We start from the raw sequence: 23,478 nt of genomic DNA on the forward strand, positions 1-23,478 counted from the left end.
TTATCAAATGGCTTATGTTTCGTTCCTTAAAAATAAGTGTATTGCAAAAAACCAAGATTTTCAGGGAAAAGTTATCTCAGGCTGTTTTTCCGGGATGCTAAGCCAGATAGCGCAGTGCACGAAAACCCAAAATAAGGTGTCCATGCGAAAGTAAGATTTTTAATAACCAAGCTATTTACTCAGGATTTAAATAAGACTAAAATGGTCCTAAATGAAAAGAGAGTGTAATGTTAAGGCTGAGTAAGTTGACGGACTATGCCACGGTTATCTTGAGCTATATGGCCAGAGACAGAAGTCGCGTGCACGGTGCCCTGGAGATCGCAGAAGCGACAGGCATCGCGCAGCCTACAGTCAGCAAAATATTAAAAATATTGCTCAAGGCCGGCGTGTTGAGTTCCATGCGGGGTGCCAAGGGCGGTTATGCGTTGGCTAGAGAGCCGAGCCGAATTACCGTGGCAACCGTGATTAGTGCTTTGGAAGGGCCGATTGCGCTGACCGAGTGCTCGGCATCGCACAAGGGTTGCGATCAAGCCAGCGGTTGCCGGATACAAGGCAATTGGCATTTGATCAACCAAAAAATCGCCAACGCGCTCGAGTCGGTTACTTTAGCCGACCTGATTATGCCGTTTAAGCAGCCGGACGAAGTCTCGATTCCGGTTAACCAGTTGTTTCGCTAATTATTGAAAACGATTATGTCTACTAGTGCCCAAGAAATTGAACAATTAATTAGTCAGGAATACAAACAAGGCTTTGTGACTGAGTTGGAGGTCGATACCTTTCCGCCGGGTTTGGACGAAGATGTGATTCGTCGACTGTCACAAGTCAAAAACGAGCCGGAGTTCATGTTGGAATATCGGCTGAAAGCCTTTCGACATTGGCAGACCATGCCGTCGCCAGACTGGGCGCAACTCAAGATCGATCCTATCGATTATCAAGCCATCAGCTATTACTCCGCGCCCAAATCAAAAAAAGCGGGTCCTAAAAGCCTGGACGAAGTCGATCCGGAATTATTGGATACCTACAAAAAGCTCGGCATACCTTTGGACGAGCAGGAGAGACTGGCCGGAATTGCGGTGGATGCGGTGTTCGACAGCGTGTCGGTAGCTACTACCTTCAAAGGCAAATTGAAAGACGCCGGGGTGATTTTCTGTCCGATCTCCGAAGCCTTGCAAGAACACCCGGAACTGGTCAAACAATACCTGGGCAGCGTAGTGCCGACCGGCGACAACTTTTTCGCCGCGTTGAATTCCGCAGTATTTACCGACGGTTCCTTCGTATACATACCCAAAGGCGTGCGTTGTCCGATGGAATTGTCCACGTATTTTCGTATCAACGCCGCCAACACCGGCCAGTTCGAACGGACTTTGATCATCGCCGACGAAGGCTCGCATGTGTCTTATCTGGAAGGCTGCACCGCACCGATGCGCGATGAAAACCAGTTGCATGCGGCAGTGGTGGAGTTAGTGGCTTTGGACAACGCCCAGATCAAATATTCCACCGTGCAAAACTGGTATCCGGGCGACAAAGACGGCAAAGGCGGTATATACAACTTCGTCACCAAGCGCGCCGAATGTCGTGGGCATAACTCCAAAGTGTCCTGGACTCAAGTTGAAACCGGCTCGGCGATTACCTGGAAATACCCAAGCTGCGTATTGCTGGGTGATGACTCGGTCGGCGAATTTTATTCGGTAGCCTTGACCAACAACCTGCAACAGGCCGATACCGGCACCAAGATGATCCACGTCGGCAAGAACACCCGCAGCACCATCGTGTCGAAAGGTATTTCCGCTGGCAGGGCGCAAAACACCTATCGCGGCTTGGTCAAGGTCGCCAAGTCCGCCGAAAACGCCCGCAATCATACCCAGTGTGATTCGCTGTTGGTGGGTGATAAATGCGGCGCGCATACCTTTCCTTATGTGGAAGTGAAACAGCCGACCGCTCAGGTTGAGCATGAAGCGACCACTTCCAAAATCAGCGAAGATCAATTGTTCTTCTGCCAGCAGCGTGGTTTGTCTGCCGAAGATGCAGTGTCGATGATTGTTAATGGGTTTTGTAAGGAAGTGTTCAAGGAATTACCGATGGAGTTTGCGGTTGAGGCGCAGGCGTTGTTGGGAATTAGTTTGGAAGGGGCGGTTGGTTAAAAGGGTTTTTGCGGTTTTGTAGGTTGGGTTAGGCGGTAGCCGTAACCCAACACGGCGGCTTTTGTTTTTATCGTTCCCACGCTCCGGCGTGGGAATGCGGGGGTTGGACGCTCCAGCGTCTTTAGGGGTTGTGTCGCTGTCGCGACGGGTTGTTTTGAAGTCGGGTCTCGGCCCGACAGCCGAGATACTTTCTTTTGCTTGGCCAAAAGAAAGTATCCAAAGAAAAGGCCACCCGATATTCCGCCTTAATCCTGCGCTTCTCGCTTTTGGCGAGGGTTTTCGGAAGGGCCATCCCTGGCCCTCCGAAAACGAGCGGCATCCCTGCCGCTCCCCTATCGGGCTGATCTCACCAAAAGCTGCGATGCTCGGGGCGGAATAACGGGAGTAACCCAGTCGCGGATTTAAAGCAGTTGGATGTTTTTGATGTTGAAAGAATTTGTAGGATGTGTAGACGATAGGAGGCGCATCGTTCGCTACAGATGCGCTTTACTAAATTCAGCACATCTATGAGCTATGATTATTTTAATAATAATTGGTTTTTATTATGTCGTTAGATTCAATTATAAGTTTGTTTCTTGGGATTCCAATAGGTCTTGTTAGTGGTCTTTATACTGGTTTGATTGTTACAAGGTACTCACGATTCTCAGATCTTAGAAATGAGGTTTTAAGGATTATTAGGGCAATCGAATATATGCCGGGGACGGGTGATCTTGGGAATGTGAACGTATCTCATACAGAAGGCCTTCGGACATTTAATAATATTGCAGGTGATCTATATTTTTTGAAACATGAAGATTCAGGTGATTGTGTCCTCAATCTGCTTAATAATATTAATTCAGCATCCGATAGTGTACAAAAAGGTCGAATTGATAATGTTGAGTTTGGTAGGCAACATGCTTTGTGGCAAAAAAGCGCCAGAGAGTTAACTCCTAGTAAAAAAGTTTTATGGGCCTTATGGGGAAACATTTGAGGCAGCGTAGTTCCGATTAGTGAAGCGTAATGGGATGAATGAGTTTGAATAAGGAATTAATTTTTCTATTTTTTGAAATAAGTTTTTAGCTATTTAGCTAATAATTCGAGTTTTAAAAATCTGTCCAATTACTCTTCGCTAATCGAACCTACTATTTCGATATATAGCTTTAATTTTCGGGATGGTTTTATTCCCGCATGCCGCGCCGAGCACCGGAGCTTTTGAGCGGATCAGCCCGTAGGGGCGCCGCATGGATGCGGCGCGTTGCCGAAGGGGCAGGAAGCCCCTTTCGGCAACCCCGTTCAAAAGCGAGGAGCGCAGGGAATAAGCGGCATCCGGGTGGCGTTTCTTTTGGTGACTTTTCTTTGGCCAAACAAAGAAAAGTTACTCGGCTGTCGGGCCGAGACCCGACTTTAAAACACCGTCGCGATAGCGACACAAAAACAAAGATTTAAGTGCTAGGTTTAAAAGCCTAGCCAGGCCAATGGTGACGCTGGAGCGTCGACGACTGCGTTCCCACGCCGGAGCGTGGGAACGATAAGGTTCGGAATTATTTAAAAAACTTAGGTGACTAAACGTATGCTCAGCATCAAAAATCTCCACGTAACCATCAACGATAAACCCATATTAAAAGGCCTAACCCTGGACATAAACCCAGGCGAAGTCCACGCCATCATGGGCCCCAACGGTGCCGGTAAAAGCACCTTGTCGCACGTATTGTCCGGCAAGCCCGGTTACGAAGTCACCGAAGGCAGCGTGACCTACAACGGCAAAGATTTGCTGGAGATGGCCCCGGAAATCCGCGCCCGCGAAGGGGTGTTTCTGGCGTTTCAATACCCGGTCGAGATACCCGGCGTCAGCAATATCTATCTATTAAAAGCGGCACTGAATGCGATGCGCAAGCATCACGGCTTGCCGGAAGTGGATGCGATGGATTTTCTGACCATCGTCAAAAGCAAGGTCAAACTGTTGCAGATGGACGAGAAATTTTTGTATCGCGCGGTTAACGAAGGGTTTTCCGGCGGCGAGAAAAAGCGCAACGAAATTTTGCAGGCGGCAGTGCTTGAACCGAAGCTGTGCATCCTCGACGAGACCGATTCGGGCTTGGACATCGACGCGCTGCGTATCGTCGCCGAGGGCGTTAACTCGCTACGTTCCGCCGAGCGTTCGTTCTTGATGATTACCCATTACCAGCGCTTACTGGATTACATCAAGCCCGATGTGGTGCACGTGTTGGCCGACGGCAAGATCGTCAAATCCGGTGGGCCGGAACTGGCGCTGGAATTGGAAGAGCGTGGTTATAGCTGGCTGGAAGGGCAAGCGGCATGAGCGGTGCAGCGTATTTAACAGAATATTCCGGCTTGGCGGCGAGCTTGCCGGGCCTGGATTTGCCTTGGTTGCAAGGTTTCAGAAATCAGGCCCTGCAAACTTTTGCGGTCAACGGTTTTCCCGGCAACCGCGAAGAAGAATGGCGCTATACCAATCTGTCGGCGCTGAATAAAACCGTGTTTGCACCCAGTGCCAGCCAAGTTGTCGATGCAGATTGGTTGAACCAATACCGTTTGGAGGATGCCGCCGGTGTGGTGTTGGTTAATGGCCAATTTTCCGCGTCCTTGTCGCGGCTGCAAGACCTGGCTGGCAAAGTGTCTGTGTCCAGTCTGAAACAGGCTTTGCAAGACAATCCGGCTTGGCTGGAAAGCCGCTTGGGTCAGGCGGTGACTAGCGCCGAACACAATTTGGTGGCGTTTAATAACGCTTGGTTTAGCGACGGCGTAGTGATTGAAGTGGCGGCCAAACAGCAATTGGACAGACCAGTGCAGATTTTGCATGTGGTTACCCAAGCCGACGCATTGGCGGCGACCCGTAATTTGCTGGTGATCAACGAGCAAGCCGAAGCGGAAATCATCGAAACCTATGTCGGCAGTGTCGATAGCTATTTCACAGCCTCGGTTAACGAATGTCTGCTGGGCAGCAATGCGGGTTTGACATTGTACAAAGTGCAGCTGGAAACTGAAAAAGCCCAGCATTTTGGTGGCACCTATCTGAAGCAGGCGCGGGATAGCCGCTTTAACCATCACAATTTTGCCTTGGGCAGCGGGCTGGCGCGTAGCGATATTCATAGCGATTTGGATACCGCAGCGGAATGTTCGTTGAATGGTTTGTTCGTGGCCGGCAAGCGTCAGCATATCGACAACCATACCCGTATCAACCATCTAAAACCACACGGCATTAGCCGCGAGTTTTATAAAGGCGTGTTGGATAACAAGGCGCGCGGGGTGTTTCAAGGCCGGGTGATCGTGGCCGAAGATGCGCAGCGCACCGATTCGGAAATGAACAACCGCAACCTGCTGTTATCGGCGGATGCCGAAGTGGACACCAAACCGCAGTTGGAGATTTACGCCGACGATGTGAAATGTTCGCACGGGGTGACGGTAGGGCAGTTGGAAGAAAAATCGGTGTTTTATCTGCAATCGCGCGGCCTGGATGAAGAGGCGGCCCGAAACATTCTGACCTTTGCGTTTGCCAACGAGATGGTCGATAAGGTCGACAATGCCGAATTGAAAGCCTTGCTGTTGGAGCAGCTATTGGTGCGGTTTCCGGCGATCAGTTTATAAGATAGCCGCTACCGAGACCTGAAGCGCCGGTAACGCCACCAGATCGATGCTATCGGCGGTTGTCAGCACGGATCGATCCAGATAGTCGCCGTCTTGCGGTTGCCGATACACTTCCAGGCATTGGTCGATCAGGTTGACGATCCAGTATTCGTTAATGCCGTGGGTGGCATACAGCCGCAGTTTTTGAGTGCGGTCGAAGCGCAGTGTGCTGTCGGAGACTTCGACTAGTAATAAGACGTCGGCGGCTTCAGGGTGGCGGGTCGTGTAATCATCGGCATCTGGTTTGACTAGAGTCAAATCCGGCTCCGGTTCCGAAAGGTCGCCCAATTGGAGTGGGCTTTGTATGCGGACGGCTACACCTTGATTCCATAAATTGGCAAAAATACGATTTAAGCGATTGACGTGGCCAGCATGATTGAATCCTATCGGCGCCATAGTGAGAATTTCTCCTTCAATCAGTTCCAAGCGGCTTTCGGGCGGAAAAATTCCGGCTTCGCCCATGCGGTGCCACTCGGCGATGTCAGTAAGGTGTTTTTGCGGAAAGACGGCGACCATAGTTTTATCCCATTAGCGAATCGACTTTCTCGATTCTAGTGTTTAGTACAGACGAAATCAATTAAACCAAACAGTTAGCGATGAGCATATTTCCAATCGAACAAATCCGCGCCGATTTTCCTATCCTCGGCGAAACCGTCCGCAACAAACCGCTGGTATATCTGGACAACGCCGCCAGTTGCCAAAAGCCGCAAGCGGTCATCGACAGCATCGTGCACACCTATAGCCATGAATATGCCAACATCCATCGCGGCGTACATACCTTAAGCGTCCGCGCCACGGATAAGTTTGAAGGGGCGCGGGAAAAGGTCAGGGCGTTTATCAATGCCGCCAGCACTAAGGAAATTATTTTCGTGCGCGGGGCGACCGAGGCGATCAATCTGGTCGCGCAGAGTTACGGCAAATCGCAACTCAAAGCCGCCGATGAAATTGTCATCAGCGCAATGGAGCATCACGCCAACATCGTGCCTTGGCAAATGCTTTGCCAGCAGATCGGTGCGGTGCTGAAGGTCGCGCCGATGAATCAGCAAGGGGAGTTGTTGTTTGACGAGTTTGAGCAATTGTTGAACGCCAATACCAAACTGGTAGCGATCACCCAGATGTCCAATGCGCTGGGTACGATCAATCCGGTAGAGCAGATTATTGCCGCAGCCCATGCCAAAAGCATTCCGGTATTGTTGGATGGTGCTCAGGCGATTCCGCATATGGCGGTGGATGTGCAAGCCCTGGATTGTGATTTTTACGTGTTTTCCGGCCACAAGCTTTACGGACCGTCCGGCACCGGTGTGCTTTACGGTAAGCAAGCGCTGTTGGAAGCGATGCCTCCGTATCAAGGCGGTGGTGACATGATTCGGCAGGTTACTTTCGAAAAAACCGAATACGCCGGTCTGCCGCATAAATTCGAAGCCGGCACGCCGGCCATCGCCGAAATTATCGGTTTGGGTGCGGCTATCGATTACGTCAGCGGTATTGGCATGGACAACATCGCTGCTTATGAAGCCGAGTTGCTGGCTTACGCCACGCAGCAAGCCGAACAAATCAATGGCCTGAACATCATCGGCCAGGCAGCGCACAAGGGCGGCATCTTATCGTTCACGCTGGATAGAATTCATCCGCACGACATCGGCACCATGCTCGACAGTTTGGGCATCGCCATCCGCGCCGGCCATCATTGCGCGATGCCGGTGATGGACTTTTACGGTGTACCGGCGACGGCGCGGGCCTCGTTTGCCATGTACAATACCCGCCAAGAAATCGATGTGTTGATGCAAGGCATCAAGTCCCTAATAGAGGTGTTTGGCTAATGTTTGAAGATTTACGCGATCTATACCAAGAGGTCATATTCGACCACAACCGCAATCCGCGCAATTTCCGGGTGATGGCGGATGCCAATCGCCAAGTGGAAGGATTTAATCCGCTATGCGGCGACCGGCTGACTTTGTTTTTGAAAATCGACGATCACGTGATCAGCGACGCCAGTTTTCAAGGCTCCGGTTGCGCGATTTCCACGGCGTCCGTATCGTTGATGACCGAAATAGTCAAGGGCAAAACCGAAGCCGAGGCCGATGCCTTATTCAAACAATTTCATGAAATGACCACCGGCAAAACCGAGGAAATCAATCTGGAGGCCATCGGTAAGCTGGCGGTGTTGGCCGGCGTGCGCGAATATCCCGCCAGGGTGAAGTGCGCGACTTTGGCTTGGCATACCTTGGATGCCGCTTTGAAAAACGAAGCCCAGTCGATTTCCACCGAGTAATTCGGCGCGCGTGACGAGTTTGTCCGAACAGGGGACGGTAGTTTATGCCGATGACTCGGTTTTATCCGCCAGTCAGGCGCTTGCCGAACGCTTGGGCTGGCCCTTGCTGGCTTTGCAGAGCTTACCCGCCGAATTGCCGCAAACGTTCTTCCTTTGTTATCGGGATGCTTGTCTGAAGTTACTGGATAAACAAACCCTGAGAAAGGGTGGTTTGGCAGTCGATGTCGATCCGCGTCCCGGCGAACAGCATTCCTATCCAGCGCCCAAAAAAGACTTGTTGGCGCAGGCCATCGGCAAGAAAACCAAAACCGTTGTCGATGCCACTACCGGTTGGGCGCAGGACAGCTTGGCGCTGTTTCGCATGGGTTATCAAGTGAACTGCATCGAGCGCTCGCCGGTGATGGCCGAATTGATTGCCGACGGTTTTCAGCGTCTGGCGCAGAAGGATTGGGTGCTGAACCGGAAGTTGCAAACGCCCGAATTACTGGTCGGAAACGCCATCGAATTACTGGGCGGTTTATCGGAAAAGCCGGATTGTATTTATCTGGACCCGATGTTTCCCGCCAAGCGCAAGCAAACCGCGGCGACGCGCAAATCCATGGCGATACTGCGCGACATATTGGGTGATGACCTGGATAGGGCCGATTTGTTCGTGGCGGCCTGGCAGGCTGCCGGCAAGCGGGTGGTCGTTAAAAGTCCCGACTATGCGGAGCCGCTGGGCGGCAAGCCCAGCGAAAGCTATCAGGGCAAATTGCTCAGATACGATGTTTATCTGAAATGAATTTCCAGACGAAACTTAAACCCGAACGAGGTAAGAATGACCGATTGGATTGATGTGGTAGCAGAATCGGCACTGGCAAACGGCGAACATGTGGTGGTCGATGTCGACGGTACCGATGTGGCGATTTTCAAAATCGACGATCAATGTTATGCGATCGAAGATGTGTGCACCCATGATGGCGCTGAAATCGCCAGTGGCGAGCTGGATGGCGACGAAATTGTTTGCCCGCGCCACGGCGCCCGGTTTTGTGTGAAAACCGGCGCGGTAAAATGTGCGCCGGCTTACGAAGATGTGGCTACTTTTGCGGTACGGATAGTTGACGGCCGGATACAAGTCGAGAATCCGAACTAAAACGGCGCCAGGCAAAAGATAAACGGCGAAAAAAGCCAGTCGGCGTTAGAATTCCCGCTCTTTCGCGATTCAACCGTAACAACTCCCGCATCATCATGGAACACTTCATCTGGAATATAGACCCTATTCTCGTCGACTTCGGCTTCTTGAAAATCCGTTGGTACGGCTTGATGTTCGCATCGGGCTTTGTCGGCAGTTTTTTGACCATGCAATGGATTTATCAACGCGAGGGCAAAAACATCGAAGAGCTGGACACGCTGCTTTGGTACATGGTGATCGCCACCATCGTCGGTGCGCGCCTGGGTCATACCATGCTCTACGATCCTGCTTATTATTTGTCGCATCCATTAAAAATTCTGGCAGTCTGGGAAGGTGGGTTGGCCAGCCACGGCGCGACGCTGGGTATCATTCTGGCTTTGTATTTATATCGGCGTAAATATGGCGACGGGTATTTCTGGTTGTTGGATCGTGTCAGTATTCCCACAGCCTTGGCTGGCGCGCTGATTCGCCTCGGCAATTTCTTCAATTCCGAGATTTTAGGGATTCCGTCAGAGCAACCCTGGGCCGTGGTGTTTGCGCGGATTGATCCGTTACCGCGTCATCCGGTACAGCTTTATGAAGCGACGTGTTATCTGCTGATTTATGGGATTTCGTTGGCGATTTATAAAAAACACGCAGATAAGCCCGGTTTTGTGTTTGGCTGTTTCATCAGCATGCTGTTCAGCGTGCGGTTTGTCCTGGAATACTTTAAAACCGAGCAAGCCATGTACGATACCGGGGTGATGTTCACCACCGGCCAGCTACTCAGTGTGCCGTTCGTGCTGGCCGGCATTGGCTGTATCGTTTGGGCTATGAAAAACCATCAGCCCAAGCCTGTCGCTTAATCGTTTATAATTCCACGCTTTCAATCGCCGGGGTTGCCCGGCGTATGCTGCCCCGTTGGGGTATCCGTTTCGGTTTTGAGAGTTCATGCAAGAAATTAATCCCATTAAATACAAGATAGCCGACCTGCGCGAGCGTAGCGCAGGGCTGAAAAGCTATTTGGATTTCGATACAAAAAGTGAGCGTTTGGTGGAAGTGCTGCGCGAGCTGGAAGATCCGGCGATCTGGAATAAACCGGAACAAGCGCAAGCCATGGGCAAGGAACGGGCGATGCTGGAAGGCATCGTCAACACTATCCTGGAACTGGAACAAGGCCTGTCTGACGCTGAAGAATTGCTGTTGATGGCGGTGGAAGAAAACGACGAGGACACCGTTGATACCGTAGCTGCTGATCTTGAAGAGTACGAAAAGAAAGTCGCGGCGTTGGAATTTCAACGCATGTTCGCTGGGGAAATGGACCCGAATAATGCGTTTTTGGATATTCAGGCCGGTTCCGGTGGCACGGAGGCGCAGGATTGGGCATCCATGATCGAACGCATGTATTTGCGTTGGGGCGAAGCGAAAGGCTTTAAAACCGAGTTAATCGAGGAGTCGCCGGGCGACGTGGCTGGCATCAAAAGCGCTACCATCAAATTCGAAGGCCCGTATGCCTTTGGCTGGTTGCGTACCGAAACCGGTGTACATCGTTTGGTGCGAAAGTCGCCGTTCGATTCCGGTAATCGCCGGCATACTTCCTTTGCTTCGGTATTTGTCTCGCCGGAAATTGACGACGATGTCGAAATTGACATTAATCCCGCCGACTTGCGTATTGACGTGTATCGCGCCAGTGGTGCTGGCGGTCAGCACGTCAATAGAACGGAATCAGCGGTGCGGATTACCCATGGCCCCAGCGGCATTGTGACCCAGTGTCAAAGCGACCGCTCGCAGCACAAAAACAAAGACACCGCGATGAAGCAGCTAAAAGCCAAACTGTACGAGATGGAAATGCTGAAACGTAGCGAAGGCTTGCAGGCGATTGAAGATTCCAAGTCCGACATCGGCTGGGGCAGCCAGATTCGTTCTTATGTCTTGGATCAATCCCGCATCAAGGACCTGCGCACCAACGTCGAGACCGGCAACACCCAAGCCGTGTTGGATGGGGCGTTGGATCAGTTTATTGAAGCAAGTTTGAAGAGCGGGTTGTAAGTTTGATAATCATTAATTACGTCGTCGCCAAAGCATGAGTGGTGTGTTTGAATGACACAAAATAACAACGAATTTTCATCTTTATCTGATCATGAACTCGTGGATGCGTATGGGCATTCTGGAGACCCTTGGGTTCATGAAATGATTAGAGCAGAAGAACGTCGGCGCATGGCCGAGCGTGCTTTAGCTCAAGCGACAATATCCAACAAAATCGCAATCGCTTCTTTGGTGATAGCATTTGCAAGCCTAATTGTTGCGATTCTAGCATTACTTAAAACTGATTGACGCACACTGGGCATCATAGGGAAACGCTCCCGCTTTACTTCAAGCTCTGAATTTACTGTCGGAGGGACTATGAAAGGTTTTTCACGGATTACGTTTGACGCTACGGTGATGGGCGGAAAACCCTGTCTGCGAGGACTAAGGGTGACAGCGGGAATGCTTGTTGGTTTGGTGGCCAGTGGCTATTCGACCGAACAGATACTGGAGTTGTACCCTTATTTGGAAGCCGATGATGTTACGGAAGCCCTTCGTTTCGCCGCGTGGAGAGCCGAGGAGATTGAGTTACCATTGAATGCCGCGTGAAAATATTATTGGACATGAATTTATCCCCTGCTTGGACAGGTGTGCTAAACCAAGCAGGGTTCGATTCCGTACACTGGTCCACAGTCGGCCCTGCGGATGCTCCAGACGTTCAGTTATTTAAATGGGCCAGGGAAAATGAAGCCGTGGTATTTACCCACGATTTGGATTTTGGCGCGCTGTTAGCGTTGACCGGTGTGGAAGCACCGAGCGTGTTTCAAATTCGTACCCAAAATATTTCACCACAAGTGCTCGGACCGAGAGCTATTGAATTGTTGCACCGCTTCAAAACGGAGCTTGATAATGGTGCTTTGATCGTTGCCGACGAATTGCGCGAAAGAGTAAGGTTGTTGCCCTTAAGTCGCTAAATTTAAGCCTAATTTATCTCTATTAATAATTTTTGAAAATGTTAGAACTCGAACACGACGAACAAGAACAGATCAAACAACGCCGCGAAAAACTAAACGCCCTACGCGAAGAAGGTATCGCATTTCCGACCGATTTTCGGCGCAATGTGGTGGCCGGTGAATTGCTGGCCGAATACGGCGATAAATCTGAAGACGAATTATTAGCCGAACCGATACGGGTGAAGATCGCCGGGCGGATGATGACGCGGCGTATTATGGGCAAAGCCAGTTTCTGCCATTTACAGGATATGTCGGGACAGATTCAGGTCTACGTGGCCCGCGACAACCTGCCGGAAGGTGTTTACAACGACCAGTTCAAGAAGTGGGATATCGGCGACATTATCGGTGCGGAAGGCGTATTGTTCAAAACCAAGGTCGGCGAACTCAGCGTCAAAGTCGATGACATTCGACTGCTGACCAAAGCCTTGCGGCCGCTGCCGGAAAAATTCCATGGCATTGCCGATCAAGAGATCAAATACCGTCAGCGTTATCTGGATTTGATCATGAGCGACGAGACGCGCAAAACCTTCCTGATGCGCTCGAAAATCGTCAATTACATCCGCGAATTTTTGATCGCGCGCGACTTCCTGGAAGTGGAAACGCCGATGATGCAAGTCATCCCCGGCGGCGCGACGGCAAGACCGTTCACTACCTTCCATAATGCGCTGGATATGGAGTTGTATCTGCGGATTGCGCCGGAGCTGTATCTGAAACGGCTGGTGGTTGGTGGTTTCGAACGGGTGTTCGAGATCAACCGCAACTTCCGCAACGAAGGCCTTTCGACCCGGCACAATCCGGAATTCACGATGATGGAGTTCTACCAAGCCTACGCCGAATACGGCGACTTGATGGATCTGACCGAAGCGATGCTGAAAGGCATCGCCGAAGATGTAGTCGGTAGCTCGGTGATCGAATATCAGGGTGATCAATACGATTTCGGCAAACCGTTCGCGCGGATGACAGTGTTGGAGTCGATTTTGCATTTCAACCCCGAATTGACTTTGGCTGATCTGACGACCCGCGAAGCGGCCGTGAAAGTTGCCGAGAATTTAAAGATTCCGGTGAAAGACAGTTATGGCTTGGGCAAGGTACAGATCGAGATTTTTGAAAAAACCGTCGAACACCGTTTGATGAATCCGACCTTTATCACTGCTTACCCGGTGGAAGTGTCGCCGTTGGCGCGCCGTAACGACAACGATCCGCATGTCACCGACCGTTTCGAATTCTTCGTCGGCGGCCGCGAGATTGCCAACGGCTTTACCGAGTTGAACGACGCCGAAGACCAAGCCGAGCGCTTCCAGAAACAGGTCGAGGAAAAAGAAGCTGGCGACAACGAAGCCATGCATTTCGATGCCGACTACATTACCGCGCTGGAGCACGGCATGCCGCCGACCGCGGGCGAAGGCATCGGTATCGACCGTTTGGTGATGCTGTTTACCAACTCACCGAGCATTCGCGACGTGCTGTTGTTCCCGCACATGCGTCCCAAAAACTGATGTCACAATCAGACGACTATGCCGTGTTATCGCTATTGGATCTAAGAGAAAATTATGAGCGTTGAAGCCAAAGAATTTAAAAATGCCCTGAAATTATGGGCCAGCGGTGTGACGGTGGTGACAACCCAAGGGCGCGATAATCAGCCCCGAGGCATGACCGCCACGGCGTTTAGCAGCGTGTCCGTGGAGCCGCCGCAAATATTGGTCTGCCTCAACCAAGCGACCGATACTGGTGCTGCATTGCTGGAAAGCCGCCGCTTCGCCGTGAATATTCTGAATAGTGCACAAGAAGACGTTTCCAATCAATTTGCCGGCAGTACCACCCAAGAACAGCGTTTTGCCAGCATTGCTTGGCAAGCCGGTGAAAATGGCGCACCTATTTTGAACGAAGCTCTGGCGGTACTGGAGTGTCGGGTAGTGCAACAAGTTCAGGCCGGTAGCCACTGGGTGATTATCGGTGAAGTCGATAGCGTGGTTTGCCGGGAAGGTGAGCCTTTGCTTTACTATCATTCTGCTTACCGCACGGTGGCGGCGCAAGATTAAGCCCAAAATCCTCGTTGCGAATTGTTGCTTGATAGAGCAGACAATTGTCGTATACCCGACAAATTTCTCATGAATTGTGTGTGAATAGACGAGATTGTTGCCGGGTTTGTTGATTTGTAACGCCATGAATCGCATGAAAAATAACGGTCATATAGATATGGCCGATTTTTTGCTTAGGAGAGATTGGATTTAATCCATCTTTCAGAGTTATCACGGAGTTATCAATGTCAATCAAGGTTATCAAAGAATTTTCTGAAAAATCCAAAAGCGATGAGGGCTTGAAAGAAAAGCTGAAAGCCTGTCTCAAAATCAAGGAGCTATTGTTATTGGGTAAGGAATACGGGTTCGAAATCGATGAAGTGGAATTGTATCCACCCAACGAACCGCAATTTGTTGAAGAACAGCTTTCAGAAAAACTTGCCAAAGCTCTGCTCAGAGTTTAACGATTGAGTGCCATCCTGCCTCCCGGCGGGGTGGCACCGTTATCGGTAAGGCAAAACGGCAGCCGGTAAATTCTAAAAACGACTCGACAACGGTAAACTACACGTTTGCGGCTATCGAGGAGTTTTCAAACATGTTCAATGCTATCCACGCTCCCCAACTGATGGGGATACTCAATGTCACTCCCGATAGTTTTTCCGATGGCGGCAAATTTACTGGCGTGGCGGCAGCGATAGCTCAAGCTGAAAAAATGATCGCTGAAGGCGCCGATATTATCGATGTCGGCGGTGAGTCGACGCGGCCTGGCTCCGATCCCGTTATGGCGGATGAGCAAATTCGCCGAGTGGTGCCGGTGATTAACGCGATCCGTGCGAACAATCCCCAATTTCAAATCAGTATAGATACCACCTTAAGCCAGGTTGCAGCAGCAGCGGTGACGGCGGGGGCGAGTATCATCAACGATGTCTCGGCCGGCCAAGGCGACCCTAAGATGTTGGCTTTTGCGGCAACAACGCAAGTTCCCATCATCCTGATGCATATGCAGGGCACGCCCAAAACTATGCAGGATAGGCCACATTACGACAATGTATTGGCCGATGTGATCGCTGCTTTGCAACAACGTGTTGCCGAAGCATTAGCGGCCGGCGTGTTGCCGGAAAATATCGCGATAGATCCCGGCATCGGTTTCGGTAAGGGCAAGCAAGACAATATCGATTTGTTAGCACATTTGCGTAGCTTTGTTGGTTTGGGTTACCCGGTGTTGCTGGGTACCAGCCGCAAGCGCTTCATGGGCAGCATCTGCAATGTCAGCGAACCCGCCGAGCTGGTTACCGCGACAGCCGTAACCACGGCGTTGGGAGTGATGGCGGGTGTGAAAATGTTTCGGGTTCATGATGTCAAAGCCAACCGGCAGGCAGCGGATGTGGCGTGGGCCATCAAGCAGGCACAGTGACCGATCTCCATCCGCAGCTACAGGTATTGCAGGCGACATTGGCTGCATCGCCGCTGACGAGGATTAACGACCCGGAATTAGCGGACCGACAGTTGGAGTTGTGGATCAAACGCGATGACTTGCTACATCCGATTATCTCCGGCAATAAATGGCGCAAGCTCAAATATATCCTCAATCATGCCTTATACGCTGGTGTCGATTGCATCGTCAGCATGGGCGGCGCCTATTCCAATCATTTACACGCCCTGGCTTTTACCGGTAAAACCTTGGGGCTGAAAACCATAGGCTATATTCGTGGCGAGCGGCCCGCGCAACTTAATGCCACGCTGCATGATCTGCTTGATTGGGGCATGGAGCTGCGTTTTGTGTCGCGTAGCGACTACAGGCAATTGCGCGACTACAAAGGTCACGACAGCTTACCTGAACTGCAGGCCGGCCAATATTGGTTGCCAGAAGGCGGAGCCACCGACCTGGCTTTGCGAGGCGTTGCCGAACTGGTCGATGAAATTGACGTCGGCTTTGATACGCTGGCCGTTGCCTGCGGCACGGGCACCACTTTGGCAGGTTTGCTTACCTCGCCGCTAACTCAACAGGCTATCGGTGTGGCAGCGCTGAAGGGTGGCGATTTTCTGATCGACGATGTCGAGCAATTGCTGAATAAACGGGGAATGAACAGTCATGCGGACTGCCGAATTTTAGTGGATTACCATTTCGGCGGATTTGCCAAAACAACGCCGGCTTTGTTGGCGTTTATGCAGGATTTTCAGCACAGGCACGGCATTGAACTGGAACCGATTTACACCGGAAAATTATTATTTGCGCTCTATGATTTAATTCGGAAGGGCTATTTCTCCGCCGGGCAGCGAATAGTGGCAATCCATACCGGCGGCTTGCAAGGTAAGCGCAAGTAATATTCCCTGTCGTGTTACCAGTTAAAAATCAGATAGATATTGAGTCATTACTCAAAATGGTGATAATAGCCGCTGCCTAAAAAATAATAACAAGGTGGCACCGTGGTTGCGCAGATCATTTCATTCCCCGAGCAAAAAAGCAGCAATAAACTGGCGGTGTCTTTCCGCTTTTTATTAAGCTTGTACGCCATTGTGCCGCTGTGTCTGCTGGTATTATGGCTGGATAGTTTTGGTTTCGATCATGCGCTCAGGGATATGCTGCCCAGCAGTCCCAGTCATTTTTTACTATTTCAGATCCTGTTCGGTACCCCGCATATCGTTGCCAGCAATCTATTGTTGCTTAGTCACGACGAATATCTGCATGCCTTCAAAAATAAATTAATTGCGATGACTTTGTTCATCATGGTGTTTTTCGGCATCGGCAGCCTGTTTATTCCTTACCGCGCGCTGTACATCATTACTGCCTGCTGGACGGTCTACCACGTCTTGAAACAACAGCATGGTATCGCCAAAGCCGCGTGCCGCTTGCCGGGCTGGGCGTTTTACCTGCAACTGTGGCTCAGCGTCGGTGCCGGTATCTTCATTTACATGGGGATATTTTTAAAAAATAGCCTGGAGCCTGAACAAGCGGCGTTGGTGTTGCAGATTGCCAGCGTGCTGACGACGGCTTTGGTTATCAGCACGGTGTTTTGCCAACGTTACGTGCCCAGCCGCTTGGGTATCTATTTTTTGTGGGCCAACACACTGCTGGTCGTTAGCAGTTGGTATGTTTACAGCCAGCAGTATTATTTCCTGGCGATCTTGATGCCCCGTTTGGTGCACGACATCACCGCTTATAGTTTTTACGTGACTCACGATGTGAATCGCCACGGCGAACGGCCGCAGAATAATTTGTTCCGAGCTGCAACGGCGATTCGATTACCTGTTTGGTTGGTATTGCCGCTGCTGTCGTTTGTGTTGACCTACCTGTTACAGGCTTATGGCGACGATCTGGTCAATTTATTGCTGCAAACCCTGTTTTCCACGCAAATTTATAAAGCCGTCACCTTGGGTTTTCTTGGATATTTGGCCTTGATGCATTACTACACCGAGGCCTTCGTCTGGGCGGCCGGCTCGCCGCTAAGACGTTATATTCGCTTTAGCGGCGTCTAATGGCCTAATGCGGCAGCGTGTAACCCACTTTAATGGTGACCTGCCAATGCGCGACCTTGCCGTTATCGATATGGCCGCGGGTTTCTACCACTTCAAACCAACGCATGTTTTGGATGGTTTCGCCGGCTTTGGCGACGGCGTTTTCGATGGCTTGTTGGATGCCTAGGCTGGATGAGCCGGTCAGTTCGACTTTTTGATAGACATGTTCTGGCATGTTATTTACTCCGCTTGAGGGTTGAATAAGGCGTTGTAGGCGCGCGCAGCTGCTTCCGGTTCATGGTCAAATACGCCGCCTATCACCGCCAATAAGTCTGCGCCCGCCGCCAATAAAGTTCCACCGTTTTCGGGCAGAATGCCGCCGATAGCGACTATGGGCACGTTTACCGATTGTTTGGCTCGGACCAAGCTGGCAATCTCGGCGGGCGCAGCCAAGGGCTTCGATCCCGACGGGAAGAAGCGTCCGAAGGCTACGTAATCCGCGCCGGCTGCGGCCATGGCCTGCGCTTTGTCCACATCGTTATAACACGATACCCCTATGATGGCGTCCGGGCCCAACAGGTGCCGCGCTGTGGCGATTTCGCCATCGTCGCGACCTAGATGCACACCGTCAGCACCGACACTCATCGCCAACTCGACGCTGTCGTTAATCAAGAGTGGAGCATCGTAAGCGTGGCAAACTTCCAACAAAAGCCTCGCTAATTGCGGCGCATCCAGCGGATTTTTGTCGCGGTATTGAATCACTCTGGCACCGCCGCGCAAGGCCGCTTCGACGTCTTTTACAATTTGGGAAATCGTTTTGTTTTCGGGCTGGGTGATGGCGTACAAACCGTGACGCGGAAATTTCATGCTTCTACCCAAAACAGCCGGTCGGGGTTGTATTGGCCTTGTCCCGGACGATAGGCGGCGGCCAGCGACTGCCAAGTAAATTCCTGAGCTTCGCTAACGGCGGTAAATACGTCCAGGCCTTGCGCCAACAGCGCCGCGCTGGCGCTAGCCAATGTACAGCCCGAGCCGTGATAGCTGTGCGGCAAGCGCTCCCAGTTAAAGGTTTCATTGAGATCGTCGGGCATGTACAAGCGGTTATGCACCAGCTCGGAGTTCTCGTGGGTGCCGGTGATCAGCACGTATTCGGCGCCTTTGCCTTGCAAGAAACGTCCGCAGTCGGCTAAGTCCTCTTGCCCGGACAGGCGGCGGGCTTCTTCGCTGTTGGGCGTCAATAAGGTGGTCAACGGCAGCAGTTGTTCGACGATGACATCAATTAGTCGTTGGCCGGCCAATGCAGTGCCGCCGCCGGCTGCTAGTACCGGGTCCAACACCACCGGAATAGCCGGATGTTGCCGCAAAATTTGCGCAATCGCTGCGGCAACGCTGGCGTCGCCAATCAAGCCGATTTTGAACGCGGAGACTCTAAAGTCCGCCAATAGTGTTTGCGCTTGGCTGAGAATGTCTGCGGGTTGCTGTGGAATCAACTTCTTGACGTTGCGGCTGTCTTGTTCGGTTAACGCCGTAATCACACTAGCCGCATGGCATTGGTGGCTGATAATGGTTTCGATGTCGGCTTGCACACCGGCACCACCGCTGGAATCGTGGCCTGAAAAACACATTACGGAGGGGCGGTTGCGGCTCACGAGTCTTCTCCAGAGAGCAAAGTCAGAAATTCCTGCTCAGTAATAACGCTGACGCCTTTTTCGCGAGCGGCATTTATTTTGTTAGCGCCGACATTGTCGCCGGCTACCAGATAGTCGGTTTTCGCCGATACCGAGCTACCAACTTTAGCGCCTTTGCCTTTGGCTTGCTTGCTCAAGTCGTCGCGACTGCCGCTGTGTAAGGTGCCGGTGAAGACCAAGGTTTTGCCGGCTAACGGATGGGCGTTGTCGGTGGCCTGGTTTTGCGTCGAGGTTAGATTAAAACCCAGTGACATCAGGCTATCGAACAAGGGTTTGATTTTGGCAAAACCTTGGGTGATCACTGCGGCGGTTTTTTCCGCAAAACCTTCGATCGCGACGATGTTGGCTTCGCTGAGATTGAAAATCTCCGGCAACGCATAATGCGCCAACAGCCGTTCGCAGTTGCCTAGGCCCATTCGAAATACGCCGAAGGCCGACAGAAAGCGCCAGTCTTCGATGGCTTCGTTGCGGCTGCGCACTAATTGATCAACCAGGTTTTGCGATTGTTTGGGACCGAACCCCATGCTTTCGAATTCTGCGGCGGTTAAGGCGTAGATTTTGTCGACGCTTCGGATTTCGTTTTCGTAAAGCTTTTTGATGGTCGCAGCCCCGAAGCCGTCGTTGTTTTTCAGCACCCGAAAGAAATGTTCCATGCTGTTGCTGATTTGCGCCGGGCATTCCAGGTTGTTGGGGCAGACTAAATAATCGTTGTCCCAAATCAATTCGTGGCCGCAACTGGGGCAGGCTCTGGGTACTTGCGGTTCGGCCGGACGCAGTACTTCCTCGATTTTGGGGATGACCTCGCCGGAGCGGGCCAAGCGGATCAGCGCGCCAGGGCCTATGCCTTTATCCAGCACCATTTTGTAATGATGGGCGGTGGCTCGGGAAAGCAGGGCGCCGCTAAGGCGGACCGGTTCCAATTCCGCTACCGGCGTGATGCGCCCGGAACGCGAAGTTTGCGGGGTGATGCTGAGGATTTTGACTTCGGCAGTTTCCAGATTTTCCTTATAAGCCAGTTGCCAGCGGTGGTGGTGGCGGGTGGCGCCCATCGCTTGCTTGAGTTGCTCGTCGACGATTTCCAGAATCACGCCGTCCACGTCGTAATCCAGCTTATGCCAGATGTCTTTGACGATGGTTTCGAAGTTGTCGATCAGGTCCTGCCAGACTCCCTCCCAGCAAGGCAATATAGCAAACGGATAAAACACCGCCGCATGATCGGCGATGGCGCGTTCGGCATGTTCGTCCAACTCCTTTTCCTTGATCACGCTGGCTTGGAAGTTACGGGCATTGTCGAAAAATTCGGCCAGATTAGCGTCGAAATAACTGCGGCTGACCACGATCTCTCCGGCACCCAGGCCGCGCGGGCCTTGATTGGCGACTTGTAAGCCGCGTTCGAATACGCGGGTGATGTCGGTACCTTTGCGGCCGTCGCCACGGGTATACAGCATCCGGCCGTCGTCATAGGCTGCGTAGCCGTCCAATTTGGGCGTGACTTTAAAAGTCAGTTCGGCAAAGTTTTTATCCAATTCCAATGCAGCCTTCTCGATACGGCTGGCCCAACGCTCCACTTCTTCGCGGCTATAGGCTTTGTCGGTGGAGAGCATCACGGTTGGCAGATCGACGGTTTTACCCGCGAAAGCGGGTTCCGGCTCGACTGTGTGCAGCAGCGGATGCTCGGGCTGACGTTTTTTCAGTTCTGCCAGATAAACGAAGTCGTAATCGGCATCGCTGATAATCGGTTCGCCGCCGCGATACAAAGCGTTGGCAATCTCCAGGAACGTCACTAATTCACTGTCCGTGACGGTATGCAGCAAATCCGCGTGTGTGCACAATTCGCAAAAACGATTCTCACCAAGATCGTTCGAACTTAGCGTGGTCTGCAAAAGAATAGCTTTTTGACTGTCGGTAAGCATGCCGGGGATAGATGTGTCGGGTAGGGCGGCGATTATAGAGGATAATATCGCAAAAAAAAGGCGGGAGAGAGAACTCGCCCGCCGAAGCATCTATCTTTCAAGAGGATCATGTCAACGGTAGGAAATCGCGTGACATGGGCTTAATATAAAGCTTTCTAAGGAACAAGCGTTGATCTAGGTCAATGTTTGGCGGGTTATTGAATAGCCTGTTCTTCAGCCGTGTTGGTGGCGGGGTGGCAGGTTTTACACAAGCCGTGAATTTCAATGGTTTTACGCTGCGGTACGAAGCCGGCATCGCCAAGTTCTTTGGATAATGCGCTGAGTACCGAAGGCGCGGCGCGCTCCTGAACCGTATGGCAGGCGGTGCAGATTAACAGTAGTTGATCGTGTTGAGTGCCGGAGCAGTGGCAGCCGACGAACGCATTTAAACTCTCCACCCGATGAATCAGGCCTTGTTCCAACAGAAAATCCAAGGCCCGGTAGACTGTCGAGGGTTTTGCGGCGTCGTTTACCGGCCTGATTTGATCCAGCAAGTCGTAGGCTTTAACGGCCTTATGACTGTTCCAGATCAGCTCCAAAATCTTATGGCGGATGGGGGTCAGTTGTACGCCGCGCGTTAAGCAAAGTTGTTCGGCTACACTTATCGCCCTGTGGATGCATACGTTATGGTCATGCTCTGGTGCCGGGAAAGTTGCTTGGTCGGTCATTTTGCAAAGGGTGATTGGGTTCATTCATTTTGTGGATGCGGTAAGTTATAGTGCCAGCATAAACAACCCATTTCAAATCGAATTACCAAATAAATTTTGTGTGTTTTTAATGCGCGCGGTTAAGCGCCATAGTGTGGTTGTTTGGCGGTTTCTCGGCGGACTTTTGCGAGCGGCTATAAGTAATTTTGAGGCAATAAATGAGAAGGATTACATTCCTGGTTTATGCAGTGCTATGGATTTTGTTGATTAGCCTGAACCTTTACCAGCAAGTCACGGATACCAAACAGTACGCGCAAAAAATTGCCACGCGCCAAGCCGAGATGTTTTTCGATCATATCGTCTTGATCAGAAAATGGAATGCGTTGCACGGCGGCGTTTACGTGCCTATCACCGAGAGTACTCAGCCCAATCCTTACCTGGAAGTTCCTCATCGCGATGTAGAGACCACCGATGGCAAGCACCTGACTTTAATTAATCCAGCTTATATGACTCGGCAGCTCTCGGAAATGGGTGACGAATCGGATATTGCCTTTCATATTACCGGTTTTAATCCGATTCGCCCGGAAAATCGGCCGGACCAATGGGAAGCAGAGGTATTGTTGGCGTTCCAGCAAGGTCAAAAAAGTGTGAGCAGTATCGGCACTATCAACGGGCAATCTTTTTATCGTTACATGGCGCCGCTGCATGTCGATCAAAGTTGTCTGGTTTGCCATCAGCGGCAAGGCTATAAAGAGGGCGAAATTCGCGGCGGTATTAGTGTCAGTATTCCCAGTGCCAGTATCGATGCTTTTGTGAGCGAGCGTCTGGAGCATTTGACAATCACCCATGCAATTGTGGCAGTTATCGGTTTGATCGTATTGCTGTTGTCTTATTTGGCGCAAGCCAGACTAAGCCAGCGCCTGGATAAAGCCAAAAGCCGTATGCAACTGGCGTATCTGGATTCGTTGACCTTGCTACCCAATCGCCGTTACTACGATGCCTTTGTAAAAAGGGAATGGAAGCGCGCCTTGCGGCATAAATATCCTATCTCGATGATCATGATAGACATCGATTTCTTCAAGCTATACAACGACAATCTCGGACATATCGAGGGCGATCATTGTTTGCGGCAAGTGGCTAAAACCTTGAAGCGTTTCTTTAGAAGGCCGGGCGATTTGATTGCACGTTACGGTGGCGAAGAGTTTTGCGTGGTCGCGGCTTGTGATGCCGAACAAATCATGGTGTTGGCCGAAATTCTGCGTAAAGCCGTGGAGAATATGCGTCTGCCGCATCCGGCTTCCAAAATTTCCGAATTTGTGACTATCAGTCTTGGTGTTGCCAGTATCGTTCCGAGTGACGACCTATCTTTCGAAAGCCTGCTGCACGCGGCGGATCAGGCGCTATACGATGCCAAGGCCACCGGTAGAAACCGGGTTGGCAAACGCCGGGTTTGAAACGATGGCAAGGGCCGGTGTTTGACCGGCCCTTGCCA

27 protein-coding genes are annotated in these 23,478 nt (G+C 51.5%); 21 read left to right on the forward strand and 6 right to left on the reverse strand.

The features are described from left to right. Nucleotides 1-227 precede the first annotated feature (227 nt). The 5 genes from JL719_RS08210 to sufD all read left to right on the forward strand — a co-directional run bounded on the left by JL719_RS08210 (nucleotide 228) and on the right by sufD (nucleotide 5,726). Nucleotides 228-677 (forward strand): SUF system Fe-S cluster assembly regulator, encoded by a 450-nt coding sequence (locus tag JL719_RS08210; protein ID WP_033157387.1) that lies wholly within the window; start codon nucleotides 228-230, stop codon nucleotides 675-677. Nucleotides 678-692: 15 nt separating this feature from the next. Beyond that, nucleotides 693-2,141: a Fe-S cluster assembly protein SufB gene (gene sufB, locus JL719_RS08215; protein WP_033157388.1), complete on the forward strand. Its 1,449-nt coding sequence runs from the start codon at nucleotides 693-695 to the stop codon at nucleotides 2,139-2,141. Between the two features lie 544 nt (nucleotides 2,142-2,685). Beyond that, nucleotides 2,686-3,111: a hypothetical protein gene (locus JL719_RS08220; protein ID WP_129871370.1), complete on the forward strand. Its 426-nt coding sequence runs from the start codon at nucleotides 2,686-2,688 to the stop codon at nucleotides 3,109-3,111. 579 nt (nucleotides 3,112-3,690) lie between these two features. After that, nucleotides 3,691-4,440 carry a Fe-S cluster assembly ATPase SufC gene (gene sufC / locus JL719_RS08225; RefSeq protein ID WP_033157389.1) on the forward strand — a complete coding sequence of 250 codons (750 nt, stop codon included), beginning with the start codon at nucleotides 3,691-3,693 and terminating at the stop codon, nucleotides 4,438-4,440. Further along, nucleotides 4,437-5,726: a Fe-S cluster assembly protein SufD gene (gene sufD, locus JL719_RS08230; RefSeq protein ID WP_033157390.1), complete on the forward strand. Its 1,290-nt coding sequence runs from the start codon at nucleotides 4,437-4,439 to the stop codon at nucleotides 5,724-5,726. Before sufC ends, sufD begins: the two co-directional genes overlap by 4 nt. Here the strand turns inward: sufD and JL719_RS08235 are convergent. Then, nucleotides 5,721-6,281, reverse strand: a complete 561-nt coding sequence (locus tag JL719_RS08235; RefSeq protein WP_033157391.1) for a Uma2 family endonuclease — start codon at nucleotides 6,279-6,281, stop codon at nucleotides 5,721-5,723. The genes sufD and JL719_RS08235 overlap by 6 nt on opposite strands. 80 nt (nucleotides 6,282-6,361) lie before the next feature. On the opposite strand from JL719_RS08235, the gene JL719_RS08240 reads away from it, so the two are divergent. The 15 genes from JL719_RS08240 to JL719_RS08310 all read left to right on the forward strand — a co-directional run bounded on the left by JL719_RS08240 (nucleotide 6,362) and on the right by JL719_RS08310 (nucleotide 17,720). Next, nucleotides 6,362-7,585, forward strand: coding sequence for a SufS family cysteine desulfurase (locus tag JL719_RS08240; protein WP_033157392.1), 1,224 nt, complete (start codon nucleotides 6,362-6,364; stop codon nucleotides 7,583-7,585). Then, nucleotides 7,585-8,037, forward strand: a complete 453-nt coding sequence (sufU, locus tag JL719_RS08245) for a Fe-S cluster assembly sulfur transfer protein SufU (RefSeq protein ID WP_033157393.1) — start codon at nucleotides 7,585-7,587, stop codon at nucleotides 8,035-8,037. Before JL719_RS08240 ends, sufU begins: the two co-directional genes overlap by 1 nt. Nucleotides 8,038-8,056: 19 nt before the next feature. Continuing rightward, a complete protein-coding gene (locus JL719_RS08250; RefSeq protein ID WP_051670113.1) occupies nucleotides 8,057-8,818 on the forward strand; it encodes a class I SAM-dependent methyltransferase in 762 nt (253 codons plus the stop codon). Between the two features lie 36 nt (nucleotides 8,819-8,854). Continuing rightward, a complete protein-coding gene (locus tag JL719_RS08255) occupies nucleotides 8,855-9,169 on the forward strand; it encodes a non-heme iron oxygenase ferredoxin subunit (protein ID WP_033157394.1) in 315 nt (104 codons plus the stop codon). Nucleotides 9,170-9,264: 95 nt separating this feature from the next. Further along, nucleotides 9,265-10,053, forward strand: coding sequence for a prolipoprotein diacylglyceryl transferase (lgt, locus tag JL719_RS08260; protein WP_033157395.1), 789 nt, complete (start codon nucleotides 9,265-9,267; stop codon nucleotides 10,051-10,053). A gap of 85 nt (nucleotides 10,054-10,138) precedes the next feature. Next, nucleotides 10,139-11,236: a peptide chain release factor 2 gene (gene prfB, locus JL719_RS08265; RefSeq protein ID WP_033157396.1), complete on the forward strand. Its 1,098-nt coding sequence runs from the start codon at nucleotides 10,139-10,141 to the stop codon at nucleotides 11,234-11,236. Between the two features lie 51 nt (nucleotides 11,237-11,287). Further along, the gene (locus JL719_RS08270) at nucleotides 11,288-11,521 is read left to right on the forward strand and encodes a hypothetical protein (RefSeq protein ID WP_129871371.1); all 234 of its coding nucleotides are present in this window, start codon (nucleotides 11,288-11,290) and stop codon (nucleotides 11,519-11,521) included. Between the two features lie 69 nt (nucleotides 11,522-11,590). Beyond that, the gene (locus JL719_RS08275; RefSeq protein WP_033157397.1) at nucleotides 11,591-11,821 is read left to right on the forward strand and encodes a DUF433 domain-containing protein; all 231 of its coding nucleotides are present in this window, start codon (nucleotides 11,591-11,593) and stop codon (nucleotides 11,819-11,821) included. A gap of 8 nt (nucleotides 11,822-11,829) precedes the next feature. Next, a complete protein-coding gene (locus JL719_RS08280) occupies nucleotides 11,830-12,186 on the forward strand; it encodes a DUF5615 family PIN-like protein (protein ID WP_256438970.1) in 357 nt (118 codons plus the stop codon). Between the two features lie 38 nt (nucleotides 12,187-12,224). Next, a complete protein-coding gene (gene lysS / locus JL719_RS08285) occupies nucleotides 12,225-13,721 on the forward strand; it encodes a lysine--tRNA ligase (protein WP_033157399.1) in 1,497 nt (498 codons plus the stop codon). 54 nt (nucleotides 13,722-13,775) lie between these two features. Further along, the gene (locus JL719_RS08290; protein WP_033157400.1) at nucleotides 13,776-14,264 is read left to right on the forward strand and encodes a flavin reductase family protein; all 489 of its coding nucleotides are present in this window, start codon (nucleotides 13,776-13,778) and stop codon (nucleotides 14,262-14,264) included. Nucleotides 14,265-14,488: 224 nt separating this feature from the next. Continuing rightward, nucleotides 14,489-14,707: a Nif11-like leader peptide family natural product precursor gene (locus tag JL719_RS08295; protein ID WP_033157401.1), complete on the forward strand. Its 219-nt coding sequence runs from the start codon at nucleotides 14,489-14,491 to the stop codon at nucleotides 14,705-14,707. 131 nt (nucleotides 14,708-14,838) lie between these two features. Continuing rightward, nucleotides 14,839-15,657: a dihydropteroate synthase gene (gene folP, locus JL719_RS08300; RefSeq protein ID WP_033157402.1), complete on the forward strand. Its 819-nt coding sequence runs from the start codon at nucleotides 14,839-14,841 to the stop codon at nucleotides 15,655-15,657. Continuing rightward, nucleotides 15,654-16,568: a 1-aminocyclopropane-1-carboxylate deaminase/D-cysteine desulfhydrase gene (locus JL719_RS08305; RefSeq protein WP_225893064.1), complete on the forward strand. Its 915-nt coding sequence runs from the start codon at nucleotides 15,654-15,656 to the stop codon at nucleotides 16,566-16,568. The genes folP and JL719_RS08305 overlap by 4 nt, the downstream gene beginning before the upstream one ends. Before the next feature lie 102 nt (nucleotides 16,569-16,670). Beyond that, entirely contained in the window at nucleotides 16,671-17,720 is a 1,050-nt protein-coding gene (locus JL719_RS08310; RefSeq protein WP_033157404.1) for a hypothetical protein, read from the forward strand. Between the two features lie 4 nt (nucleotides 17,721-17,724). On the opposite strand, the gene JL719_RS08315 is transcribed toward JL719_RS08310, so the two are convergent. From JL719_RS08315 to JL719_RS08335, 5 genes are all read right to left on the reverse strand, one after another. Continuing rightward, nucleotides 17,725-17,934 (reverse strand): dodecin, encoded by a 210-nt coding sequence (locus JL719_RS08315; RefSeq protein ID WP_033157405.1) that lies wholly within the window; start codon nucleotides 17,932-17,934, stop codon nucleotides 17,725-17,727. A 5-nt stretch (nucleotides 17,935-17,939) separates the two neighbouring features. Continuing rightward, on the reverse strand, nucleotides 17,940-18,566 hold the full coding sequence (thiE, locus tag JL719_RS08320) for a thiamine phosphate synthase (RefSeq protein ID WP_033157406.1): 627 nt from the start codon (nucleotides 18,564-18,566) through the stop codon (nucleotides 17,940-17,942). Beyond that, nucleotides 18,563-19,348, reverse strand: coding sequence for a bifunctional hydroxymethylpyrimidine kinase/phosphomethylpyrimidine kinase (thiD, locus tag JL719_RS08325; RefSeq protein ID WP_174843449.1), 786 nt, complete (start codon nucleotides 19,346-19,348; stop codon nucleotides 18,563-18,565). Before thiD ends, thiE begins: the two co-directional genes overlap by 4 nt. After that, complete coding sequence (locus tag JL719_RS08330; protein ID WP_033157408.1) at nucleotides 19,345-21,300, reverse strand: BRCT domain-containing protein; 1,956 nt, start codon at nucleotides 21,298-21,300, stop codon at nucleotides 19,345-19,347. Before JL719_RS08330 ends, thiD begins: the two co-directional genes overlap by 4 nt. Before the next feature lie 194 nt (nucleotides 21,301-21,494). Next, on the reverse strand, nucleotides 21,495-22,031 hold the full coding sequence (locus tag JL719_RS08335) for a transcriptional repressor (protein WP_051670098.1): 537 nt from the start codon (nucleotides 22,029-22,031) through the stop codon (nucleotides 21,495-21,497). A gap of 173 nt (nucleotides 22,032-22,204) precedes the next feature. Between JL719_RS08335 and JL719_RS08340 the strand changes: the two genes are divergently transcribed. Next, nucleotides 22,205-23,440 carry a diguanylate cyclase domain-containing protein gene (locus JL719_RS08340; protein ID WP_033157410.1) on the forward strand — a complete coding sequence of 412 codons (1,236 nt, stop codon included), beginning with the start codon at nucleotides 22,205-22,207 and terminating at the stop codon, nucleotides 23,438-23,440. Nucleotides 23,441-23,478 lie beyond the last annotated feature (38 nt).

Source organism: Methylomonas sp. LW13 (genome assembly GCF_016865255.1).
Lineage (GTDB): Bacteria > Pseudomonadota > Gammaproteobacteria > Methylococcales > Methylomonadaceae > Methylomonas.

Bases quoted from the DNA above. Each gene is read 5' to 3' on its own strand.
- JL719_RS08295 (WP_033157401.1), top strand. From the start codon at position 14,489: ATGTCAATCAAGGTTATCAAAGAATTTTCTGAAAAATCCAAAAGCGAT.
- JL719_RS08255 (WP_033157394.1), top strand. From the start codon at position 8,855: ATGACCGATTGGATTGATGTGGTAGCAGAATCGGCACTGGCAAACGGC.
- JL719_RS08335 (WP_051670098.1), bottom strand. From the start codon at position 22,031: ATGAACCCAATCACCCTTTGCAAAATGACCGACCAAGCAACTTTCCCG.
- lgt (WP_033157395.1), top strand. From the start codon at position 9,265: ATGGAACACTTCATCTGGAATATAGACCCTATTCTCGTCGACTTCGGC.
- sufB (WP_033157388.1), top strand. From the start codon at position 693: ATGTCTACTAGTGCCCAAGAAATTGAACAATTAATTAGTCAGGAATAC.
- lysS (WP_033157399.1), top strand. From the start codon at position 12,225: ATGTTAGAACTCGAACACGACGAACAAGAACAGATCAAACAACGCCGC.
- sufC (WP_033157389.1), top strand. From the start codon at position 3,691: ATGCTCAGCATCAAAAATCTCCACGTAACCATCAACGATAAACCCATA.
- JL719_RS08270 (WP_129871371.1), top strand. From the start codon at position 11,288: ATGACACAAAATAACAACGAATTTTCATCTTTATCTGATCATGAACTC.
- thiE (WP_033157406.1), bottom strand. From the start codon at position 18,566: ATGAAATTTCCGCGTCACGGTTTGTACGCCATCACCCAGCCCGAAAAC.
- JL719_RS08315 (WP_033157405.1), bottom strand. From the start codon at position 17,934: ATGCCAGAACATGTCTATCAAAAAGTCGAACTGACCGGCTCATCCAGC.
- JL719_RS08240 (WP_033157392.1), top strand. From the start codon at position 6,362: ATGAGCATATTTCCAATCGAACAAATCCGCGCCGATTTTCCTATCCTC.
- sufU (WP_033157393.1), top strand. From the start codon at position 7,585: ATGTTTGAAGATTTACGCGATCTATACCAAGAGGTCATATTCGACCAC.
- prfB (WP_033157396.1), top strand. From the start codon at position 10,139: ATGCAAGAAATTAATCCCATTAAATACAAGATAGCCGACCTGCGCGAG.
- JL719_RS08330 (WP_033157408.1), bottom strand. From the start codon at position 21,300: ATGCTTACCGACAGTCAAAAAGCTATTCTTTTGCAGACCACGCTAAGT.
- JL719_RS08340 (WP_033157410.1), top strand. From the start codon at position 22,205: ATGAGAAGGATTACATTCCTGGTTTATGCAGTGCTATGGATTTTGTTG.
- JL719_RS08220 (WP_129871370.1), top strand. From the start codon at position 2,686: ATGTCGTTAGATTCAATTATAAGTTTGTTTCTTGGGATTCCAATAGGT.
- sufD (WP_033157390.1), top strand. From the start codon at position 4,437: ATGAGCGGTGCAGCGTATTTAACAGAATATTCCGGCTTGGCGGCGAGC.
- JL719_RS08290 (WP_033157400.1), top strand. From the start codon at position 13,776: ATGAGCGTTGAAGCCAAAGAATTTAAAAATGCCCTGAAATTATGGGCC.
- folP (WP_033157402.1), top strand. From the start codon at position 14,839: ATGTTCAATGCTATCCACGCTCCCCAACTGATGGGGATACTCAATGTC.
- JL719_RS08210 (WP_033157387.1), top strand. From the start codon at position 228: ATGTTAAGGCTGAGTAAGTTGACGGACTATGCCACGGTTATCTTGAGC.
- JL719_RS08275 (WP_033157397.1), top strand. From the start codon at position 11,591: ATGAAAGGTTTTTCACGGATTACGTTTGACGCTACGGTGATGGGCGGA.
- JL719_RS08235 (WP_033157391.1), bottom strand. From the start codon at position 6,281: ATGGTCGCCGTCTTTCCGCAAAAACACCTTACTGACATCGCCGAGTGG.